Origin of the sequence: Pseudomonas sp. IT-93MI4 (assembly GCF_949767635.1) — a bacterium.
In the GTDB taxonomy this organism is placed as follows: domain Bacteria; phylum Pseudomonadota; class Gammaproteobacteria; order Pseudomonadales; family Pseudomonadaceae; genus Aquipseudomonas; species Aquipseudomonas putida_A.
On sequence record NZ_CATKPP010000002.1, the window covers coordinates 185,378 to 206,116 of the forward strand.

The 20,739-nt window shown below is 58.1% G+C and carries 24 protein-coding genes and 1 tRNA gene; 2 read left to right on the top strand and 23 right to left on the bottom strand.

The window, feature by feature from the left end:
• Window positions 1-8: 8 nt before the first annotated feature.
• The 19 genes from nadA to ACM6I7_RS01915 all read right to left on the bottom strand — a co-directional run bounded on the left by nadA (window position 9) and on the right by ACM6I7_RS01915 (window position 15,074).
• Window positions 9-1,067, bottom strand: a complete 1,059-nt coding sequence (gene nadA / locus ACM6I7_RS01825) for a quinolinate synthase NadA (RefSeq protein ID WP_414887853.1) — start codon at window positions 1,065-1,067, stop codon at window positions 9-11.
• A gap of 271 nt (window positions 1,068-1,338) precedes the next feature.
• Window positions 1,339-1,414: transfer RNA gene (locus ACM6I7_RS01830), tRNA-Lys, on the bottom strand.
• Between the two features lie 62 nt (window positions 1,415-1,476).
• Window positions 1,477-2,169 (bottom strand): 7-cyano-7-deazaguanine synthase QueC, encoded by a 693-nt coding sequence (gene queC / locus ACM6I7_RS01835; RefSeq protein WP_097085949.1) that lies wholly within the window; start codon window positions 2,167-2,169, stop codon window positions 1,477-1,479.
• Between the two features lies 1 nt (window position 2,170).
• Window positions 2,171-2,818 (bottom strand): 7-carboxy-7-deazaguanine synthase QueE, encoded by a 648-nt coding sequence (gene queE / locus ACM6I7_RS01840; RefSeq protein ID WP_027612537.1) that lies wholly within the window; start codon window positions 2,816-2,818, stop codon window positions 2,171-2,173.
• A gap of 166 nt (window positions 2,819-2,984) precedes the next feature.
• On the bottom strand, window positions 2,985-3,818 hold the full coding sequence (ybgF, locus tag ACM6I7_RS01845; RefSeq protein WP_346649708.1) for a tol-pal system protein YbgF: 834 nt from the start codon (window positions 3,816-3,818) through the stop codon (window positions 2,985-2,987).
• A 6-nt stretch (window positions 3,819-3,824) separates the two neighbouring features.
• A complete protein-coding gene (gene pal / locus ACM6I7_RS01850) occupies window positions 3,825-4,322 on the bottom strand; it encodes a peptidoglycan-associated lipoprotein Pal (RefSeq protein WP_003178634.1) in 498 nt (165 codons plus the stop codon).
• Window positions 4,323-4,374: 52 nt separating this feature from the next.
• Entirely contained in the window at window positions 4,375-5,655 is a 1,281-nt protein-coding gene (gene tolB, locus ACM6I7_RS01855; RefSeq protein ID WP_164747834.1) for a Tol-Pal system beta propeller repeat protein TolB, read from the bottom strand.
• A gap of 17 nt (window positions 5,656-5,672) precedes the next feature.
• A complete protein-coding gene (gene tolA, locus ACM6I7_RS01860) occupies window positions 5,673-6,749 on the bottom strand; it encodes a cell envelope integrity protein TolA (RefSeq protein WP_115984268.1) in 1,077 nt (358 codons plus the stop codon).
• Window positions 6,749-7,201, bottom strand: coding sequence for a protein TolR (gene tolR, locus ACM6I7_RS01865; RefSeq protein WP_161794900.1), 453 nt, complete (start codon window positions 7,199-7,201; stop codon window positions 6,749-6,751). The genes tolA and tolR overlap by 1 nt, the downstream gene beginning before the upstream one ends.
• Window positions 7,202-7,224: 23 nt before the next feature.
• Window positions 7,225-7,920 carry a protein TolQ gene (tolQ, locus tag ACM6I7_RS01870; RefSeq protein ID WP_007912733.1) on the bottom strand — a complete coding sequence of 232 codons (696 nt, stop codon included), beginning with the start codon at window positions 7,918-7,920 and terminating at the stop codon, window positions 7,225-7,227.
• The gene (gene ybgC, locus ACM6I7_RS01875; protein WP_027612533.1) at window positions 7,910-8,377 is read right to left on the bottom strand and encodes a tol-pal system-associated acyl-CoA thioesterase; all 468 of its coding nucleotides are present in this window, start codon (window positions 8,375-8,377) and stop codon (window positions 7,910-7,912) included. The genes tolQ and ybgC overlap by 11 nt, the downstream gene beginning before the upstream one ends.
• 127 nt (window positions 8,378-8,504) lie before the next feature.
• Entirely contained in the window at window positions 8,505-9,566 is a 1,062-nt protein-coding gene (ruvB, locus tag ACM6I7_RS01880) for a Holliday junction branch migration DNA helicase RuvB (protein ID WP_007962024.1), read from the bottom strand.
• Window positions 9,567-10,175, bottom strand: a complete 609-nt coding sequence (gene ruvA / locus ACM6I7_RS01885; protein WP_003227522.1) for a Holliday junction branch migration protein RuvA — start codon at window positions 10,173-10,175, stop codon at window positions 9,567-9,569. It lies immediately after the preceding gene.
• Between the two features lie 114 nt (window positions 10,176-10,289).
• Window positions 10,290-10,817 (bottom strand): crossover junction endodeoxyribonuclease RuvC, encoded by a 528-nt coding sequence (ruvC, locus tag ACM6I7_RS01890; protein ID WP_007962095.1) that lies wholly within the window; start codon window positions 10,815-10,817, stop codon window positions 10,290-10,292.
• A 158-nt stretch (window positions 10,818-10,975) separates the two neighbouring features.
• Window positions 10,976-11,722 (bottom strand): YebC/PmpR family DNA-binding transcriptional regulator, encoded by a 747-nt coding sequence (locus tag ACM6I7_RS01895; protein WP_003227527.1) that lies wholly within the window; start codon window positions 11,720-11,722, stop codon window positions 10,976-10,978.
• A 127-nt stretch (window positions 11,723-11,849) separates the two neighbouring features.
• Window positions 11,850-13,625, bottom strand: coding sequence for an aspartate--tRNA ligase (aspS, locus tag ACM6I7_RS01900; RefSeq protein WP_003227530.1), 1,776 nt, complete (start codon window positions 13,623-13,625; stop codon window positions 11,850-11,852).
• Between the two features lie 100 nt (window positions 13,626-13,725).
• A complete protein-coding gene (locus tag ACM6I7_RS01905) occupies window positions 13,726-13,947 on the bottom strand; it encodes an FmdB family zinc ribbon protein (RefSeq protein WP_003227532.1) in 222 nt (73 codons plus the stop codon).
• Between the two features lie 133 nt (window positions 13,948-14,080).
• Window positions 14,081-14,416 (bottom strand): ribbon-helix-helix domain-containing protein, encoded by a 336-nt coding sequence (locus ACM6I7_RS01910; protein ID WP_096795088.1) that lies wholly within the window; start codon window positions 14,414-14,416, stop codon window positions 14,081-14,083.
• Between the two features lie 187 nt (window positions 14,417-14,603).
• A complete protein-coding gene (locus ACM6I7_RS01915) occupies window positions 14,604-15,074 on the bottom strand; it encodes a Dps family protein (protein ID WP_007912745.1) in 471 nt (156 codons plus the stop codon).
• Between the two features lie 310 nt (window positions 15,075-15,384).
• Between ACM6I7_RS01915 and ACM6I7_RS01920 the strand changes: the two genes are divergently transcribed.
• Window positions 15,385-15,987 carry a cold-shock protein gene (locus tag ACM6I7_RS01920; protein ID WP_027612531.1) on the top strand — a complete coding sequence of 201 codons (603 nt, stop codon included), beginning with the start codon at window positions 15,385-15,387 and terminating at the stop codon, window positions 15,985-15,987.
• A 73-nt stretch (window positions 15,988-16,060) separates the two neighbouring features.
• Here ACM6I7_RS01920 and ACM6I7_RS01925 read toward each other — a convergent pair whose 3' ends face one another.
• Together ACM6I7_RS01925 and ACM6I7_RS01930 are read right to left on the bottom strand one after the other, a co-directional pair.
• Window positions 16,061-16,267, bottom strand: coding sequence for a SlyX family protein (locus ACM6I7_RS01925; RefSeq protein WP_007962092.1), 207 nt, complete (start codon window positions 16,265-16,267; stop codon window positions 16,061-16,063).
• Between the two features lie 3 nt (window positions 16,268-16,270).
• Window positions 16,271-16,696, bottom strand: coding sequence for an HIT family protein (locus ACM6I7_RS01930; RefSeq protein ID WP_027612530.1), 426 nt, complete (start codon window positions 16,694-16,696; stop codon window positions 16,271-16,273).
• A gap of 897 nt (window positions 16,697-17,593) precedes the next feature.
• Here ACM6I7_RS01930 and ACM6I7_RS01935 point away from each other — a divergent pair.
• Complete coding sequence (locus ACM6I7_RS01935) at window positions 17,594-18,952, top strand: OprD family porin (RefSeq protein WP_027612529.1); 1,359 nt, start codon at window positions 17,594-17,596, stop codon at window positions 18,950-18,952.
• Between the two features lie 244 nt (window positions 18,953-19,196).
• On the opposite strand, the gene ACM6I7_RS01940 is transcribed toward ACM6I7_RS01935, so the two are convergent.
• Window positions 19,197-20,039 (bottom strand): mechanosensitive ion channel family protein, encoded by an 843-nt coding sequence (locus tag ACM6I7_RS01940; RefSeq protein WP_027612528.1) that lies wholly within the window; start codon window positions 20,037-20,039, stop codon window positions 19,197-19,199.
• Between the two features lie 184 nt (window positions 20,040-20,223).
• Window positions 20,224-20,709, bottom strand: a complete 486-nt coding sequence (locus ACM6I7_RS01945) for a YajQ family cyclic di-GMP-binding protein (RefSeq protein WP_003227548.1) — start codon at window positions 20,707-20,709, stop codon at window positions 20,224-20,226.
• Between the last annotated feature and the right edge of the window lie 30 nt (window positions 20,710-20,739).

Below are 20,739 nucleotides of genomic sequence, written 5' to 3' on the forward strand. Positions count from 1 at the left end.
GAAAGAGCTTAGGCGTTACCCGCCAGCTTCAGCCGCGCCGCCTGGGTGAAATCCAGCATGCGCTTCAACGGACGGATCGCCTGCGGAATCAGCGCCGGATCGACAAAGATCTCGTTCGTCCCTTCCTTCAGGCTCTTGAGCGTGCGCTCAAGGGTGTTCATGGCCATCCACGGGCAATGTGCGCAACTGCGGCACGCCGCGCCGTTACCGGCGGTTGGCGCCTCGATGAAGACCTTGTCCGGGCACAGCTGCTGCATCTTGTAGAAGATGCCACGGTCGGTGGCGACGATCAGGGTCTCGTTCGGCAGGCTTTGCGCGGCTGCGATCAACTGACTGGTGGAACCTACTGCGTCCGCCAGTTCGATCACCGAGGTCGGCGACTCCGGATGCACCAGAATCGCGGCGTCCGGGTACAGCGCCTTCATGTCTTCGAGCTGCTTGGACTTGAACTCTTCGTGGACGATGCAGGCACCGTCCCACAGCAGCATGTCAGCGCCGGTCTTGCGCTGGATGTAAGTGCCCAGGTGCTTGTCCGGGCCCCAGATGATGGTCTCGCCGTTGTCCATCAGGCTTTCGACGATCTCCAGCGCGCAGCTCGACGTCACCACCCAGTCAGCCCGGGCTTTGACCGCGGCCGAGGTGTTGGCGTACACCACCACCGTGCGTTCCGGGTGCTGATCGCAGAACGCCGAGAACTCGTCCACCGGGCAACCGAGGTCCAGCGAGCAGGTCGCGTCCAGGGTCGGCATCAGCACGCGTTTTTCCGGGTTGAGGATCTTCGCGGTCTCGCCCATGAACTTTACGCCGGCGACCACCACGGTCTTGGCCGGGTGAGCATTGCCGAAGCGCGCCATTTCGAGGGAGTCAGACACACAGCCGCCGGTTTCTTCGGCCAGGGCCTGAATCACCGGATCGCAATAGAAGTGGGCCACCAGCACCGCGTCCTGAGCCTTGAGCTCGGCGGCGATGGCGGAACGGTAGTAGGCCTCTTCCTCGGCAGTCAGCGGTTTGGGCTGTTTGGCATCGAGGTGGGCTTGAACCAGAAGGCGTTCGGAAATCTGCGTCATGTTCGCAAGACCTGCAGGCGCTTTCGCGCGAAAGTCGAGTATACACCCGGCTCCGGACCACTTGAGGGTACCGCCGGGAGAGTGAGTATTATCAGGCACGGACAGCGTTGAAGCTGCGCAAGGCTACAGAATATCCCGTTGATACAAAAGATGATTCTGACCTGTGTCAGCGCAGGCAACGATCAAGGGAGAGGTGCCTGAATCGCAGGCAAAAAAAAACCCGGAAATCCTCACTTTCGTGGGCCTTCCGGATTTTCTAAACCGCCAAATATGGTGGGTCGTGTGGGATTCGAACCTACGACCAATTGGTTAAAAGCCAACTGCTCTACCAACTGAGCTAACGACCCGCTGTGTGGTGGCGCGTATAATACTGATTTTTAAGGACTATTCAACACCTTTTTGAAAAAAATCAAAAATAAGGTGTTGGATCGCTTACACCGGCCGCTGCGAAGCCTTCTGCACGCAGGCGGCAGCTGTCGCATTTGCCGCACGCGCGGCCTTCATCGTCCGCCTGATAGCAGGAAACTGTCAGGCCGTAATCCACGCCCAGCTTCACGCCCGCCTGGACGATCTGCGCCTTGCTCAGGTTCTGCAGCGGTGCCTGGATGCGGAAACCGTTGCCTTCCACACCCGCCTTGGTCGCCAGGTTGGCCATGCGCTCGAACGACTCGATGAACTCCGGACGGCAATCCGGGTAACCGGAATAGTCCACCGCGTTGACCCCGATAAAGATGTCACGGGCGCCAAGCACTTCAGCCCAGCCCAGTGCCAGCGACAGGAACACCGTGTTGCGCGCCGGTACGTAGGTCACCGGGATGCCCTCGCCCAGCTCTTCCGGGATGTCGATGCTGGTGTCGGTCAGCGCCGAGCCGCCCATGCCGTTCAGGTTCAGGCCGATCACTTTGTGCTCGACCACACCCAGATCGCGAGCGACGCGCGCGGCGGCATGCAGCTCTGCATGGGAGCGCTGGCCGTAATCGAAACTCATGGTGTAGCAGGCGAAACCTTCGGCTCGGGCCATCGCCACGACCGTGGCCGAATCCAGACCGCCCGACAGTAAAATCACTGCACGCTGTTCGGTGGTGTTCAGTTGTTCAGTCATCTCAGCGCCCCGGCTCGTCATTCCAAAGATACTTGTGCAGCTGTAATTGCAGACGCACCGGCAGGTTGTCTGCCACCACCCAGTCCGCCAGATCCCTGGCATTGAGGTCATGATGACTTGGGGAAAACAGCACTTCACCCGCACGTTGATCGAGACCGTACTGGATCAGTTTGGAAACCGCCCAGTCATAGTCGTCCCGCGAACAGATGACAAACTTCACCTGATCGTTGGGCGTCAACAGTTCGATGTTTTCGTAGCGGTTGCGGTGCGCCTCTTTGGAGTCCGGTGTCTTCAAGTCGACCACGCGACTGACGCGCGAATCTACCGCCGAGATATCGAGTGCACCACTGGTTTCCAGTGACACTTCGTAACCGGCATCACACAATTGCTTGAGCAACGGGATGGCATTGGGCTGCGCCAGCGGTTCACCGCCGGTCACACAGACGTAGCGCGGGCGAAACCCGGCCACTTGTTCGAGGATATCGTCGAGGGTGCGGATCGTACCGCCGCTGAACGCATAGGCGCTGTCGCAGTATTGGCAACGCAATGGGCAACCGGTCAGGCGCACAAAAACCGTGGGCAGCCCGGCAGTCCGCGTTTCCCCCTGCAACGAGTAGAAAACTTCGGTAATTCTCAATGTGTCTTGCATAGTCGCCACGGGCGTAACAGCTAAACAGGCTGTCCGCCTCCGTCAGGCACTTCAGACAACCCCGCCAACGCGTAGATCACCAGAAGCGTGTTTCAGAAAAAGGGCGTGAATTCTAACGAAAAAACCCGCGACAAGCGCGGGTTTCTTCCAAACGGGTCAAACACACTTACATGCGTTGCAGATCGCGTTGGGCCAACTGAGCAGCGGAGGTCCCCGGGTATTGGGAAACCACCTGTTGCAGAATGCCTTTGACCTTTTCGGTGTGACCGAGGCGGCGCTCTACATCAGCCAGCTTGTAGAGCGAATCCGGCACTTTGGCGTGCTTGGGATAGAGCTGCGACACCTTGGCGAAAGCCTGACCTGCACCTTGCAGATCGCCCTTGGCCAGGTTCACTTCGCCCAACCAGTACTGGGCATTGCCCGCGTATTGGCTGTTCGGGTATTTACGCAGGAATGCCGAGAAAGCCTGGCTGGCCTTGTCGAAATCCTTGGCTTTGATCAGGTCGAAAGCGGCATCGTAATACAGCTTTTCCTTGGCCGGATCACCCGGTTCGCTACTTGCAGCAGGTGCCTGGGCAGCAGCCCCGGCGCCAGCGGCAGCACCGGCAGCAGCACTTGCATCGCCACCGGCAGAAGAATTCTCAGGAGTCGCGGCAGGTGCAACACCGGATCCTATGCGCCGATCAAGATCCTGGTATCGCTCCAGGGATTCCTGTTTCATGCGCGCAACCTGATTCTGCAGTTCTTCGATCACACCTTGCTGGCGCGATATCTGATCCTGCATCTGTTGCAGTTGGTTGAACAGCATGCCCTGTGCCGAGGCAGGGGCCGAAGCCGCTCCCCCGGCATAGGCGCCGTTCGTACCGTAACCCGCAGGCGGATAACTGCTCCCGCTATTGTTATAACCGGAGTTGTCATCGACCACAGGAACCGCAGCCCACGCCGCAAGCGGCGCGAGGCTGAGAGCCAGAACAGTTACAGCACGACGGCACGTTCGCATATCGAATTACTTACGCAGTTCGACGCGACGGTTTTGAGCCCAGGACTGCTCGTCGTTGCCGGTAGCAACTGGACGCTCTTCGCCGTAGGAAACCAGTTCCAGCTGAGCTGGGGAAACACCTTGCAGTACCAGGTAGCGCTGAACGGCTTTCGCACGACGCTCGCCCAGTGCCATGTTGTACTCACGAGTACCACGTTCGTCGGTGTTGCCTTCCAGAACAACGCGAGCGCCGTTTGCTTTCAGGTCTTTGGCGTGAACGTCCAGAGCGCGCATGGCTTCTGGCTTCAGGTCCGAGCTGTCGTATTCGAAGTAGAAGGTGGTGATTGCGCGCAGAGCAGCTTCTTCGCTCAGGGAACCGTCAACGGCACCAGTGTTTGCGCCGTAACCAGCGTTTGGATCAACAGCGCCTTCACCGGCGTTGTCGCCGCCTTTGGACGAGCAACCTACAGCTACAGCCATGGCCAGAGCCAGCGCAGCAAATTTACCAAACTTCAGCATTTCCATCGTGAAACTCCTAATGAACCCCAGTGTGTTAAGTAAAACGTAAAGCGCCGCGTCAGTTCAGGTAAGGGGACCAGGACGGTTCTCTGACTTCGCCTTGTGCGGTAGGAAGCGGGAGCCTCACGCGTCCATTAATGGACACGAGCATCAAGACTCCCCGGCCCTGCTGGCGGGTGGCGTAGATTACCATGGTGCCGTTGGGCGCAACAGTAGGTGACTCGTCCAGAGTGCTATCAGTGAGGATCTTTACACTACCTCGCTGCAAATCCTGGGCCGCCACCTTGAAATTGGTGAAACCATCCTGGCGATGGATCATCACCAGAGTCTTTTCATCAGCCGAAAGCTTCGGGTTGGCGTTGTAGTTGCCAATGAAGGTCACACGCTCGGCACCACCGCCGCTGGCGCTGGTTTTGTAGATCTGCGGCTTGCCGCCACGGTCCGAGGTGAAGTAGATGGTCGAACCATCCTTGCCCCAGTACGGTTCGGTGTTGATGCCAGGACCTGCCGTCACACGAGTGATCTGACGCGAACCCAGGTTCATCACATAGATATCCGGGTTGCCGTCTTTCGACAGTACGAAAGCCAGGCGATTGCCATCCGGCGACCAGGCTGGCGCGCCGTTCAGGCCTTCGAAGTTGGTGATCTGCTCACGGCGACCGGTGTCGATGTTCTGCATGAAGATCCGTGGACGCTTCTGCTCGAACGACACGTAGGCGATGCGCTTGCCATCCGGGGCGAAACGCGGCGACAGGATCGGCTCGCGCGATTGCAGCAGAGTCACGGCACGGGCACCGTCGTAGTCCGAACGCTGCAGGGTGTAGCGAGTGTTCTTCTCGGAGAAACGCTCGGCTGTCACGTACAGCAGACGGGTCGAAAACGCACCTTTGATACCGGTGAGTTTTTCGAACGACTGGTCAGAGATGAAGTGCGCCATGTCACGCAGTTGCTCGGTGGTACCGGAAACACTGCCGTCAGCCACTTTCTGCTCGGTGGCCACGTTGAACAGTGCCCATTGCACCTGCAGACGACCGCCCGCAGGAGCAATGCTGCCGACCATCATGTATTGAGCACCCACCGCCTTCCAGTCACGGAAGATGATTTCGCTCGGCTGGCTTGGCTGGCTGATCATGTTTTGCTTTGGAATCGGCGAGTAGTAGCCCGAGTTCCGCAAATCGTTACCAATGATTTCAGCCATGTCGTCCGGCAGCACGGCACCGCCCTGCATGCCGAACGGTACGACGGCGATCGGGGTGGCCCGATCGCTGCCGCTGGTGACCAGAATGTTCTTTTCATCAGCCATCGCGATCCCTGCCATGCAGCAGATCACGACCAGCATTCCTCGAAGAAGGTTTCTCACAAGGCTAGATCCTCAGGTGTGAATGTCATCTTGAATGAACGATACGGAGCGAAATCGCTCGGCTTCATTCCCTGCATTTCTGTCAAACGTCCAATATTCTTCACTGCCGCGACTGCCGACGCATCGAACGGACCATCGCCACTGGACTTGATCACGCTGACCGTGGTCACCGTACCGTCCGGCAACATGCCGATTCGCAATTCGACTGTCATGCCTTTGCGTGCCGAAGGCGGACGCGCCCAACCTTCCGCTGCTCGCGCACGAATCAGGTCATCGAAACTGCCCGCGACTTCGTCACCCTGTTCATCGGCCATGGCCTGCTCACGCTGTGGCGTGTCGGAAAGCAAATCTGCCAGGGCCTGAGCCTTTTTCTCTTCGGCGGATTTACGTGCCGCTTCCTGCGATTTCTTCTTCGCAGCATCGGCAGCAGCTTTCTTCTTCGCTTCGTCGGCGACTTTCTTCTTCGCCTCTTCAGCTTCAGCTTTTTTCTTGGCGTCTTCGGCGGCTTTCTTCTTCGCGTCTTCGACGATCTTCTTCTTGGCTTCTTCAGCGGCCGCTTTCTTGGCCTCTTCTTCAGCCGCCTTCTTGGCTTCTTCTTCGGCTTTCTTCTTGGCTATATCAGCCAATTGTTTCTCTTCTGCCTTCTTGGCCTCGGCTTTCTTCGCATCGTCGGCTTTCTTGGCTTCATCAGCCTTTTTCGCCTCGTCCGCTTTCTTCGCCTCGTCGGCCTTCTTGGCTTCCTCGGCCTTTTGAGCCGCTTCTTCTTTCTTTTGTTCCGCAGCCTTCACCGCTTCCTGCTCGACCTTTTTCTGTTCCATCTGCTCGACTTCGGTCTGGCGCGCGGCGGATTTCTTCGCCTCACCCGCAATCTTCTGATTGGTCTGGGTGGTTGCCTGACTTTTCGATTTCAGCTGGTACAGGGTCGCCTGGACAATCGGCTTGGCCGGCGGCAACTCGGGCGTGAAGGCGAAACTGACGAACAGCATGCCGAACACCAGCACGTGCAGGACAATCGCCAGAACACTGGGCCAGAAGTAGCTTTCCGAGGCGGACGGCTCTCGCTGTTGCTGCATCAGGGGGCCTCGGTAATCAAACCAACATTACCGACCCCGGCTTTCTGCAACCCGCCCATGGCACCCATCACGGCGCCGTAGTCGACCGACTTGTCGCCTCGGATAAAGACCTGGGTACGCTTGCCGCCTTCGGTGCCGGCGCGAATGATCTTGGTCACCGCGTCAGTCATCTGCGGCAGGGTCATTGCCCTGTCCTGCTGCTTTTCGGTATCGACTTCGCTGCCAAGGTTCCAGTAGTAGGTCTTGTCAGCCTTGATCGAAATGGTCAGCACCTGAGTGTTGTTGTCCTGCGGCAAGGCTTCGCTGGAAACCTTGGGCAGATCCACTTTCACGCCCTGATTGAGCATCGGCGCGGTCACCATGAAGATAACCAGCAGCACCAGCATCACGTCGATGTATGGCACCACGTTCATCTCGGCGACCGGCTTGCGCTTGTTTCGGGCTCGAGCGATTAAAGCCATCGGGAAATACCTGCTTATTCTTCGCTGGTGTGCACTTTGCGGTGCAGGATCGCCTGGAACTCATCGGCGAAGGTGTAGTAGCGGCTCAGCAAGGTTTCGCTGCGGGCAGAGAAACGGTTGTAAGCGATAACGGCCGGGATCGCGGCGAACAGGCCGATCGCGGTGGCGATCAGGGCTTCGGCGATACCCGGGGCCACGGTGGCCAGGGTCGCCTGCTGGGCGCTGGCCAGACCGCGGAAGGAGTTCATGATGCCCCACACGGTACCGAACAGACCGATGTACGGGCTGACCGAACCAACGGTGGCGAGGAACGGCAGGCTCTGCTCCAGCTTCTCTTCCTCACGGGAGATGGCAACGCGCATGGCGCGGGCCACACCTTCCATCACTGCTTCAGGGTCGACGCCTGGCTGCTGACGCAGACGGGAGAACTCCTTGAAACCGGCACGGAAGATCTGCTCCACGCCCGAATCCGGATCAGGGTTGCTGCCGGCCTGACGGTACAGCTTGGACAGATCGATACCCGACCAGAAGCGCTCTTCGAAGCTCTCCAGGGCGCGTCGACCGGCACGCAGCAGATTGCTGCGCTGAAAGATCATGATCCATGAGGTCACCGATGCGGCCACCAGGGTCAACATTACCAACTGCACCACGATGCTGGCATTGCTGACCAGGCTCCACATGGAGGAATGGTCGACGACGTTAGCTTCCACGCTTTATCTCCTGCTTTGAGTGTGTACCCGTGCCGCCCGCGTCGGCAAAGGCCGCACGCAAGGATTCGGGCATGGCCCGGGGTTTCAAACTGTCGGTGCGCACGCAGGCCACCAGAAACTGCCCTTCACAGAGCAGCACATTATCCGTGGCCCGCCTGACCTGCTGTTTAAAGCGCAGGCTGGCACGGTTCAATTCGATTACATCAGCGCTTACCAGCAGTTCGTCGTCCAGTCGCGCCGGCGCGTGGTAGCGCGCTTCGCTGGAATGCACGACAAACAACAGGTCCTCCCCGGCCAGTTCCGACTGGGCAAAGCCCAGCGTCCGGAGCCGCTCGGTTCGAGCCCGTTCCATAAACTTGAGGTAATTAACGTAATACACGATGCCGCCCGCATCGGTGTCCTCGTAATAAACGCGACAACGATGTGCGAACGGCTCAAGCCCGTTTTGCGCGCGCATACTCTAGTGCTTACTCCTCGGGTTGCCAATCCGGCCAGGCAACTGTTTTTTCAGTGTTTAAGGCTTTACCGCAAAAGTACCGTCCTGTGACAGTACAAACGCTGAATAAATCGCCAAAAAATGTGTATCAATCGTCCACGGCATCGAGAAACTCGTCTGCCACGGGCATTTCACCCATTCGTGACGGAATGTTTAAACCGAAATGCAGGTATGCATGCCGTGTCACCACCCTGCCCCGTGGCGTACGCATGATGTAACCCTGTTGAATCAGGTACGGCTCCAGCACATCTTCGATGGTATGGCGCTCTTCACTGATCGCCGCCGCCAGACTGTCGATACCCACCGGGCCGCCATCGAACTTCTCGATCATGGTCAGCAGCAGGCGCCGGTCCTGATGGTCGAAACCGTGTTCATCGACGTCCAGCAGGTTCAACGCCAGATCGGCCACCGACTTGGTGATATGGCCCTTGGCGCGCACTTCGGCAAAATCGCGCACCCGACGCAGCAGACGATTGGCGATTCGCGGCGTACCACGGGCACGACGAGCGATTTCGAAAGAACCCTCCGGATCCAGCGGCAGACCGAGAATCGCCGCCGACCGACTGACAATCGTCGCCAGATCCGCTGTGCTGTAGAACTCAAGACGCTGGACGATACCGAAGCGGTCACGCAACGGGTTGGTCAGCATGCCGGCACGGGTGGTGGCGCCAACGAGGGTGAACGGTGGCAGATCAAGCTTGATCGAGCGCGCTGCCGGCCCTTCACCGATCATGATGTCGAGCTGGAAGTCTTCCATGGCCGGGTACAGCACTTCTTCGACAATTGGCGACAGGCGATGGATTTCGTCGATGAACAACACGTCGTGTGGCTCAAGATTGGTCAGCAGTGCCGCCAGATCTCCCGGACGCTCAAGCACCGGGCCCGACGTGCTCTTGATCGACACGCCCATTTCCTGGGCAATGATGTTGGCCAGCGTGGTTTTACCCAGACCCGGCGGGCCGAAGATCAACGTGTGATCCAGCGATTCACTGCGACCACGCGCCGCCTGGATGAACAGTTCCATCTGCTCGCGCACGGTCGGCTGGCCAATGTAGTCGGCCAGACTGACCGGGCGAATGGCCCGATCCTGGACTTCTTCGCGCTCGCGCGGGCTGTGCGCGGCGGCGATCAGACGATCAGCTTCAATCACTTAAATCATTCCCTTCAGGGCGCGGCGGATCAGGTCTTCACTGCTCAAATTCTTGTCCTTGATGGCGGTAATCGCCTTGCTCGCTTCCTGCGGCTTGTAGCCCAGGGAAATCAGCGCGCTGACCGCATCGTTTTCAGCGGTGTTGACCGGCGCCGGGCCGTCCGGCTGATTCGGCACCAGGGCGAACATGGCCGGCGAGGTTTCCCAGGCCTTGAAGCGATCCTTCAGTTCAACCAGCAGGCGCTCAGCGGTTTTCTTGCCGACCCCCGGGACCTTGGTCAGCGCCGAGGTGTCCTGGGATTGCACGCAGCGAATCAGTTCATCGACTTCCAGGCTCGACATCAAGGCCAGGGCCAGTTTCGGCCCGACACCATTGAGACGGATCAACTCGCGAAAAAAGTCTCGCTCACGCTTGCCGGCGAAACCATAGAGTAACTGCGCGTCTTCGCGTACGACCAAATGGGTGTGCAGCGTCAGCGGTTCACCGACCGACGGCAAGCGATAAAGGGTGGTCATGGGCACTTCCAGCTCATACCCGAGGCCGTTTACATCCAGAATCAGGTGCGGCGGCTGTTTCTCAGCCAGGGTGCCGCGCAAGCGTCCAATCACGTTTCAGATCCTTGAGCGTTGGCCAGCCGTGGGCTGGCGACAGATGGAAGGCGGGAATCGGGCCGACGACCCAGGCGCGAAATCCGCATTCCGCAAAAATGATTGCTGATGCTATCAGAGACGCAGGCGCCCGCCACGACTGCGTGCGGTACCCAGGCCATGCGGCAGCAGGCTGGAACGGGTGTGCGCGTGACAAATCGCGATGGCCAGGGCATCCGAGGCATCGATCTGCGGTTTGCTGGTCAGCTTGAGCATGTGCATGACCATCATCTGCACCTGCTCTTTATTGGCGGCGCCGGTGCCGACCACGGCTTGCTTGACCTGGGTGGCGGTGTACTCGGCAATCTCCAGGCACTCTTCAGCGCCAGCCACAATGGCGGCACCGCGAGCCTGCCCGAGTTTGAGAGCCGAATCGGCGTTTTTCGCCATGAACACTTTTTCGATGCCCATGGTCACCGGGCCATAGGTCTGAATGATTTCACGCACGCCGCGATAAACGATTTGCAGCCGCTCATGCAACTCACCGGCGCCGGTACGGATGCAGCCCGAGGCCACATAGATGCAGCCGCCGCGGCCGGTATCGCGAACAATCCCGTAACCGGTGATGCGCGAGCCGGGGTCGATACCCAGAATTAAAGTCATAACGCCTGCGGAGTCGGTAAAAACAAGAAATTCAAAACAGCGAATAACCAATGTGGGAGCGGGCTTGCTCGCGAAGGCGGTGTGTCATTCAGCATTGATGCTTGCTGATACGCCGCCTTCGCGAGCAAGCCCGCTCCCACATTGAAGCCTAGTCGCTCTTAACCGAGCTGAGCGGCCACATCTTCGGGAATGTCTGCGTTGGAGTAGACGTTCTGCACGTCATCCAGATCCTCGAGCATGTCGATCAGCTTGAGCACCTTCTCCGCGCCTTCCAGATCCAGTTCGGCGCTGGTGGTCGGCTGCATGACGATTTCTGCGTCGTCACCCTTGAACCCGGCCGCTTCCAACGCGTTACGCACCGCGTAGAAGCTGGTGAACGAGGTGAACACGTCGATCGAGCCGTCTTCATGGCTGACCACGTCGTCGGCATCGGCTTCCAGCGCCGCTTCGGTCAGCGCGTCTTCATCGACGCCCGGGGCGAAGCTGATCTGCCCTTTGCGTTCGAACAGGTACGCAACCGAACCGTCGGTACCAAGGTTGCCGCCACATTTGCTGAACGCATGGCGCACGGCAGCTGCGGTACGGTTGCGGTTGTCGGTCATGCACTCGACCATCACCGCCACGCCGCCCGGGCCGTAACCTTCGTAGGTCAGCTCTTCAACGTTGTCCGCTTCGGTCGCACCGGCGCCACGCGCAACGGCGCGGTCGATGATGTCGCGGCTCATGTTCGCACCGAGGGCCTTGTCCAGGGCCAGGCGCAGACGCGGGTTGGAACCCGGATCGCCGCCGCCCTGACGGGCCGCAACGGTCAGCTCACGGATCCACTTGGTGAAGATCTTGCCTCTCTTGGCATCCTGACGTTCTTTGCGGTGCTTGATGTTCGCCCACTTGGAATGACCTGCCATAACTCGCTCCGAATTCTCTTGAAACGTTGCCCGCCCTGCTCACGCAGTGGCCAGCAAACAAAAAATCTCGACCTGCTCTCTATAGAAAGAAAAAAGGCGCATCCGAAGATGCGCCTTCAGGCCCGTCTTACTCAGCCTTTGGCGTTTCGCGCAAACGAATGTGCAGCTCGCGCAGCGCCTTGGCATCCACCACACCCGGCGCTTGCGTCATGACGTCCGCAGCACTCTGGGTTTTCGGGAAAGCAATCACTTCACGGATCGACTGGGCGCCGGTCATCAGCATCACCAGACGGTCCAGACCGAAGGCCAGACCACCGTGCGGCGGTGCACCGTACTTCAGCGCGTCGAGCAGGAAGCCGAACTTCTCTTCCTGTTCCGCTTCGTTGATACCCAGCAGGCGGAACACCGCTTGTTGCATTTCCTTGCGGTGGATACGGATCGAACCGCCACCCAGCTCGGTACCGTTCAGCACCATGTCGTAGGCGCGGGACAGAGCGCCGGCCGGATTGGCTTCCAGCTCTTCAGGGGAGCACTTCGGTGCGGTGAACGGGTGGTGCAGCGCCGAGAAGCTGCCGTCGTCGTTTTCTTCGAACATCGGGAAGTCGACGACCCACATTGGCGCCCACTTGCAGGTCAGCAGATCGAGGTCGTGGCCGAGCTTGATACGCAGCGCACCCAGGGCTTCGCTGACGATCTTGGCCTTGTCGGCACCGAAGAACACGATGTCGCCGTCAACCGCGCCGACGCGATCGAGGATCACGTTGAGGTTGGCTTCAGGGATGTTTTTCACGATCGGCGATTGCAGACCTTCAACACCGGCAGCGCGCTCGTTGACCTTGATGTAGGCCAGGCCCTTGGCACCGTAGATGCCGACGAACTTGGTGTAGTCGTCGATCTGCTTGCGCGGCATACTCGCCCCGCCTGGAACGCGCAGTGCAGCGATACGGCATTTCGGATCGTTGGCCGGGCCGCTGAACACCTTGAACTCGACTTCTTTGAGTTGGTCGGCAACGTCGACCAGTTCCAGCGGGTTACGCAGGTCCGGCTTGTCGGAACCGTAACGACGCATGGCTTCTTCAAAGGTCATGTGCGGGAATTCGCCGAATTCCAGATCCAGCACTTCCTTGAACAGGTTGCGGATCATGCCTTCGGTCAGGCCCATGATGTCTTTTTCGTCGAGGAAGCTGGTCTCGATGTCGATCTGAGTGAACTCAGGCTGACGGTCGGCACGCAGGTCTTCGTCGCGGAAGCATTTGGCGATCTGGTAGTAACGGTCGAAACCGGCAACCATCAGCAGTTGCTTGAATAGCTGAGGCGATTGCGGCAGCGCGAAGAACGAACCGGCGTGAGTACGGCTCGGCACCAGGTAGTCGCGGGCGCCTTCCGGGGTAGCGCGGGTCAGAATCGGCGTTTCCACGTCGAGGAAGCCGTTCTCGTCGAGGAAACGACGGATGCTGGTGGTCATGCGCGAACGCAGACGCAGCTTCTCGGCCATTTCCGGACGACGCAGGTCCAGGAAGCGATAGCGCAGGCGGGTTTCTTCGCCGACGTCGGAGTATTCGTTGAGCGGGAACGGCGGGGTTTCCGACTCGTTCAGCACTTCCAGCTCGTAGCCCAGCACTTCGATCATGCCCGACGCCATGTTGGCGTTGGTCGCACCGGCCGGACGCAGACGCACCTTGCCGGTGATCTTCACGACGTATTCGCTGCGCACGCGATCGGCGGCGGCGAAGCTCTCGGCGCGATCCGGATCGAACACCACCTGCGCCAGACCATCACGATCACGGATATCGAGGAAAATCACCCCGCCGTGGTCGCGACGACGGTGAACCCATCCGCAAAGGGTAATTTCCTGGCCTTCCAGGCTTTCGTTCAGTTGGCCGCAATAATGGCTGCGCATCATGGTAGTGGTTTCGCTTCTCGTAATTCGAAATTCGGTGGAGATCCCGTCGCACTCAAGCACTGCGAAATCTCACGCGTGTCGTTCGACCTGGGCCTGAACCCTAGTCAGATTTGTCGCCACCGGCCAGATTCTTCTTGGCTCCGGTCTTGAAATCGGTTTCGTACCAACCGCTGCCGCTGAGGCGAAAACCCGGCATGGACAGCTGTTTCTTGAGCTCTGGCGCCTGACAGGCAGGGCAGTCGACCAGCGGTGCCTCGCTGATCTTTTGAATGGCTTCCAACTGATGACCACAGGAAGCACATTGATAATCGTACATCGGCATGGGGGTGTCTCGGCGATCAGATTGCCACCGCGTGCAGGGCTTTGCGGCGAAAGAGCGGGATTATATCCATTAAATGCGGGCTGTGCAGCCGTAAGACTGCACAGCCCGCCACGTCATTTCAAGTATTGCCCGTTCAGGGCATGAAGGCCGCCGGTGTATCCCGCAGGCCATTCATCACGCACACCACCCGTACCAGACCACTGAAGTTTTTCACCCCGCCGTGGCGCAGGTGCACTTCGCGGTCCACATGTGACAGCAGCGTGCTGACCGAACAGCCGTTGTGCCCGGCCATGTCACCAAGAATGTTCCAGTAAACCTGCTCGAGCCTCAAGCAAGTGGCAAAGCCGTTCAAACGCACTGATCTGGCCAGCGGCCGGATCAGCTCAAAATCGAAATCGCTGACAAACGGATCGACCTTCATTTCCCGTTGCGAACCGACGTGCTCGCATCGCCTGTCTCCACCTACCATATCGCTGACACTCCTTTGTCATCGCTGCTTTTATAAAGACAACATCCTGTGCCTTCATAAAAACGCAGACGCAAAGTCAGCGCCAGATGACTAGTTGCCCAGCAGCGTAGGATAAGCCGACATCTTCAGTAAGATTTGAAACAGTATGCGGACATCCACACCCTGCGGACGTCCGCGCACCGGACTATCAGGCCTCGAGCAACGCGCGCAACATCCACGCGGTCTTCTCATGCACCTGCATGCGCTGGGTCAGCAAGTCGGCCGTCGGCTCGTCGCTGACCTTGTCCAACAGCGGGAAGATGCCGCGAGCGGTGCGAGTGACCGCTTCCTGGCCGTCGACCAACTGCTTGATCATGTCCTCGGCACTTGGCACCCCGACTTCTTCTTTAATAGAGGAGAGACGCGCGTAAGTCGCGTAGGCACCCGGCGCAGGAAAACCCAGAGCGCGGATACGCTCGGCGATCAGATCCACCGCCAGCGCCAGCTCGTTGTATTGTTCTTCGAACATCAGATGCAGGGTCCTGAACATGGGACCGGTGACGTTCCAGTGGAAGTTATGGGTTTTCAGATACAGCACGTAGGTGTCCGACAGCAGCCGCGACAGCCCCTCGACGATGGACTTGCGGTCTTCTTCACTGATACCGATATCGATTGCCATGTTTACCCCCTAAGGCGATTGAATTCATCCAACAGGTGCAGACCCACTCTAGCAAGGCAGCCGCCACCTCGCAGCCGACAATCTTCACTCGCCATGCGACAAATCGACCGGGCACGTGCCGCTGGCCGGGGTAATTTGAGTAGCTGCAGGCTTTGCTGTTAAATAGGCAGTGTGTCGCTACGCCCCATTTTTCGGGGGTGTCGCGCATAGGCTGATGCCGGGCACGTGTCCAACGCCTCTTTATTGTTCCGAAGCGAACCGTGCGCCTTCAGCTCTTCCTTGTGAGCCGTCATAACGTGAGCCAATCAAAATGTTGAAAATCGTCCACCTGCTAATGGGCGCAGCGGCCTTGCTGCTGTCGTTCATACCTAGCTTGAAATCCGAAGCCGTTCCTTACCTGCAACAACCCGATGCACTTTACCTGGCCTTTTTCGGCCTGCTGAATCTGGTCATCGCTCCAGTGATTCCTTACTGGAACAAAGGCCCGCGCCAGCATCTGCAAAATCTGGTCAGCGCTCTTCTCGTGCTGACTGTCGTCCTGCAAACCCTGACCCTGATCGCACCGATGCCAGTCATCGCCGGTCAACCGGCGGTGTTGTTCAGCCTGGTGATCGCTCTGGTTGCCGTGGTCCTGCATCTGGCCATCAGCTTCTACAAGTCTTCACCGGCCGCTGCACCGACTACCTATGACATGAGCAACCGCGATACCGGTACCGTCAAGTGGTTCAACACCTCCAAAGGCTTCGGCTTTATCTCCCGGGATTCCGGCGATGATATTTTCGTGCACTTTCGTGCAATCCGTGGCGAAGGCCACCGCGTACTGGTCGAAGGCCAGCGCGTGGAGTTCTCGGTGATGAATCGGGACAAAGGCCTGCAAGCCGAGGACGTGATCGCCGCCCTGCCGCGTCGCTGATCCAAGGCAATAAAAAACCGCGAACAGCCAGGCTGCTCGCGGTTTTTTTTACGCCTGCATAAAGGTGTTGGCATCAGTAATGCGGTGGTGGCGCCTCTTCCTCGAAAGAATCGAACTGCCCGACCATCTCCTCCTGACGCTTGAGCAACGCCGCCATTTGCAACTGCAGGCGCTCGATCACCCGCTGCTGCGCCACCAGTTCGTCGTTCAACGCCTGAATGGTGTCATCCTGAAAAGCCAGACGGCTTTCCAGATCGGTGACGCGTTCTTCAAGGTTCATGGTTCAACCCTCCAGAAACGTGAAGTGTTCGGTCAGCACCAGACGCAGCCGCTCACGAATGCTCGCGACCTGCTCGGCGCTGTAGGGTTTGGCCGGGTGTTTGCCCCAGACCGGCGCCGGCCATGCCGCGTCGTCACGCTTGCGCACGATCACATGCATATGCAACTGGCTGACAACGTTGCCCAGCGTCGCGACGTTCAGCTTGTCGGCATCGAACAAGTCCTTGAGCAACTCGGCCAGCGCCGTGGTTTCCTGCCACAACTGCTGCTGGTCGGCGACATCCAACTGAAACAACTCGCTGATATCGTCGCGACGAGGCACCAGGATGAACCACGGGTAATTGGCGTCGTTGGACAGCAGCAGCCGGCAGAGCGGGAAATCGCCGATGGTCAGGGTGTCCTGTTGAAGTCGTGAATCTAAAGCAAACACTGCGTGCACTCCCGGCTGATCTACACAATTCAGCTTAGCGGCCCTCCAGACAGGCATGGCGCCAAGCGACAGGCAGGCAGCATACCTGCGAATGCGCCGGGCTTCACGATGAGCGTGCCAGGACAGACATTGCTCAACGCTCCTGCATGCGACATTTTCGGGCGGCACGCACCATGACGGAACCGACTGCGCGGTGCAGCACAATGAAATGACCAGAAAAGCCCAAAGCGTTCATCCCCTGCTCCCGCTCAAACTGTATGAATCCGGAACAACTGGAAAAATTTTTGCACCAAAACCGCACAGCGCGTCTACGCTCAGTGCGTCGGGCATCCGCCGAATACTCACCGGCGGGGTGAACCGGTAACGTTTTTCGTTGTCGCGCGCACGAACCTGCTCGACAACACCAAGCGAGGGATGGCGTCAAGCCCTGATAAAGAAGGGCTTGAGGCCCAGTATTTATGAGGTTTTTACAGCGAGTGACGAGTGTTCAGAAAAATAACCGCATAGAGAAAGCGGTTTGTGCACGCTTGTTGCATTCGTACCCATATGGACTATAAGCGCACCACGGGAAGTGGGAGCCTTAGGCCCAACAAAAACAGTGGCAGGGTTGCCCGATGGAGATTCAAGTGTTTTGCCAGGGACTCTTTTTTAGCGATGCAAAAGGCTAGAAAAACAGCGAGAAAGTTGTCGATCCGATTGCATCGGTACTGTGAATTTGCGACATCTACAAAGCCATCTGCGACAGCGTCGTAAAGAAGGTGAAAGGTTGGATTAGCAAGTATCGCCAACATTGTCGGCGTGATATAAGTTTGCGCCGACACAAAAAGAAAGAGCCGCCCAGATAATAAAACAGGTGGGACGGCAGTACTCTTCTAAAAACCAAAGGAGCAAATCACGATGCGCGTGATGAAGTGGAGCATGATCGCCCTGGCTGTTGCAGCAGGCACCTCGCAGTTCGCAATGGCATCTTCGCAGGATGACGCCAAAGGGTTCCTGGAAGACCAGAGTCTGAAACTGAAGACTCGTATGGAATACATGAACCGCGATTACAAAAATGGTGCCGGTAACGTTGCAAAGAAAGACGGCACCCCGGGTTTTGAAAGCGGCTATCGCCAGGACACCGGTGTCAGCCAACTGCTGACCTACGAATCGGGCTTCACTCAAGGCACCGTAGGTTTCGGTCTCGACGCCATGGCCATGGGTTCGGTCAAGCTGGACGGTGGCTCGGGTCGTCGTGGTAACGGCCTGTTCGCGATTGATAGCGACGGCAACGAAGAGAAATCCCAAGGCAAGATCGGCGGCGCTGTCAAATTCCGCGTTTCCGACACTGTGCTGAAATACGGTCAGCAATTCGTTGCCAGCCCGGTCTTCGCCACTGACGACAGCCGTCTGTTGCCAGAAGTGGCTACCGGTACCTTGATCACTTCCAAAGAGATCAAAGGCCTGGAACTGAGCGCAGGTCGCTTCACCGCCCTGAGCAAGCAAACCGGCATGGGCCGCGACAGCATCGGCGGTCTGCCTGATGAGAACGGCAACGGTGGCAAGGGCCTGACCAGCATCAACATCTTCGGCGCCAGCTATGCTTTCACCGACAACTTCACCGGTGCATTTGCCGCTTCGGATGCCGACCAGTACTTCAAGAAGCAATACATCAATCTGAACTACACCCTGCCTATCGCCGAAGACCAGTCGCTGAACTTCGACTTCAACGGTTATAAAACCGAAGGCGAGAAGCGTGGCAACCTGGTCAGCGCCATTGGCGACGAAACCCCTGACAACGACACCCGTGGCGTAGACAACAAACTGTGGTCCCTGGCAGCAGCCTACAGCCTCGGCGCGCACAAGTTCACCATCGCTCACCAGCGCTCCAGCGGCGACAATGCCTACTACTATGGCGTTGACGGCAACAGCACCATCTTCGTTGCCAACTCCATTCAGATCTCCGACTTCGTGGGCCGTGAAGAACGCTCCTGGCAAGCTCGTTACGACCTGAACATGAAGACCTATGGCGTTCCTGGCCTGAGCTTCATGACCCGCTACGTGAAGGGTGACAACATCAAGACCAACGGTCTGGGTGAAGGTAAAGAGAACGAGTGGAACGCCGAGTCCAAGTACGTGATCCAGGAAGGTCCAGCCAAGGATCTGTCGTTCCGTCTGCGTTACGCCATGTACCGTTCGAACGGCGCTTACAGCGGCTACGCGTCTGACAACAACGACACCCGTCTGATCGTCGAGTACCCACTGAACATCCTCTAATCGGGATATACAGCTGAGGTACTGTAGAGCTTTGCTCTAACAAGAACCGCTCACCTGACTCAGGTGAGCGGTTTTTTTATGAATCAAGTTTGCCCTGCCTTCCTGTTTCTGACCGTACAAACAATAGTAGCTAGCTACTTATTAGCCAACGAACATCTAGATCAGACATAAAAAACCCAAGAGTGCGGACAGCTCTTGGGTTAGTCCACTCATTAACTGACCGCAAGGCCAAGTATCAGTGGTATTACTGAACAGCCGATTCCTGAACTACTCGAATAACCCGCTGTGGAAACGGAATATCAATACCGGCAGTTTTCAAACGGTCACGGGACTGTTCGTTAAACATGAACATCACGTCCCAATAGTCTGCAGTTTTAACCCACACACGCAGGGAAACAGTGATCGAACTGTCACCCAACGTCGAAATGACCGCTTGTGGCGCAGGGTCCTGCAATACGCGCTCATCCTTGGCCAGATCCAGCAGCACCTGACGGGCCTTTTGCAGATCAGCTTCGTAATCCACACCCACGTCAAACACCACTTTGCGGGTTGGTTGACGGTTGGTGTTGGTGATGATGCCGTTCGACAGATTGCCGTTCGGGACGATGATGGTCTTGTTGTCACCGGTACGCAGCACGGTGTGGAAAATCTGGATGCTGTCGACCGTACCCGCCACACCTTGCGCTTCGATCCAGTCACCGATACGGAACGGACGGAACAGCAGAATCAACACGCCGCCGGCGAAATTCGCCAGGCTGCCCTGCAACGCCAGACCGATGGCCAGGCCGGCAGCACCAATCGCGGCCACGAACGAGGTGGTTTCCACGCCGATCATCGAGGCCACGCTGACGATCAGCAGCACCTTGAGAATGATGTTCGCCAGACTGCTGATGAAGCCTTGCAGCGCCAGGTCGGCATTACGCAGGGCCAGCAGACCGCCGAGTTTTTGCGTGACCTTGTTGATCAGCCACCAGCCAATGGCCAGGGTAATCACCGCCAGCAGCACGCGGCTGCCGTATTCCATGATCATCGGAATCCACGCCTGGGACGCCTTGACCAGGTTGTCTACCTCAGCATTCAAATCCATCTTCCATCTCCTGATTTCCGGCCATTCGGCACGCGAAAGATAAGCGGCAGAAACCCGCCGGGGTGCACATAAATCAAATGTGGGAGCGAGCCTACTCGCGAAGGCGGTGTGTCATTCAGCCAGGAGGTTGACTGACACGCCGCCTTCGCGAGCAGGCTCGCTCCCACAAATCTTCTGACCGAGCTTAGTCGCGGAAGTTGTTGAACTGCAGTGGCATGCCGAATTCCTTGGCGCGCAGAGCCGCGATGGCTTCCTGCAGGTCATCGCGCTTCTTGCCGGTCACCCGCACCTGCTCGCCCTGAATGGCGGCCTGCACCTTGAGCTTGGCGTCCTTGATGTGAGCGACGATTTTCTTCGCCAACTCCTTGTCGATGCCTTCTTTGAGAATGGCGTCCTGCTTCATCAGCTTGCCCGAGGCGTAAGCGTCTTTGACTTCAAGGCACTGCACATCAATCTTGCGCTTGGTCAGAGCCAGCTTGAGGATCTCGATCATCGCTTCCAGCTGGAACCCGGCTTCAGCGGTCAGATTGACGGTCAGGTCCTTTTCCTTGAACTCGAAGCTGCCTTTGCCTTTCAGGTCATAGCGACGATCAAGTTCCTTCACGGCGTTCTCGACCGCGTTGGTCAGCTCGTGTTTGTCCAGTTCGGATACCACGTCGAACGACGGCATGTAATCTCTCCAATAAAAAGGCGCGCTCGA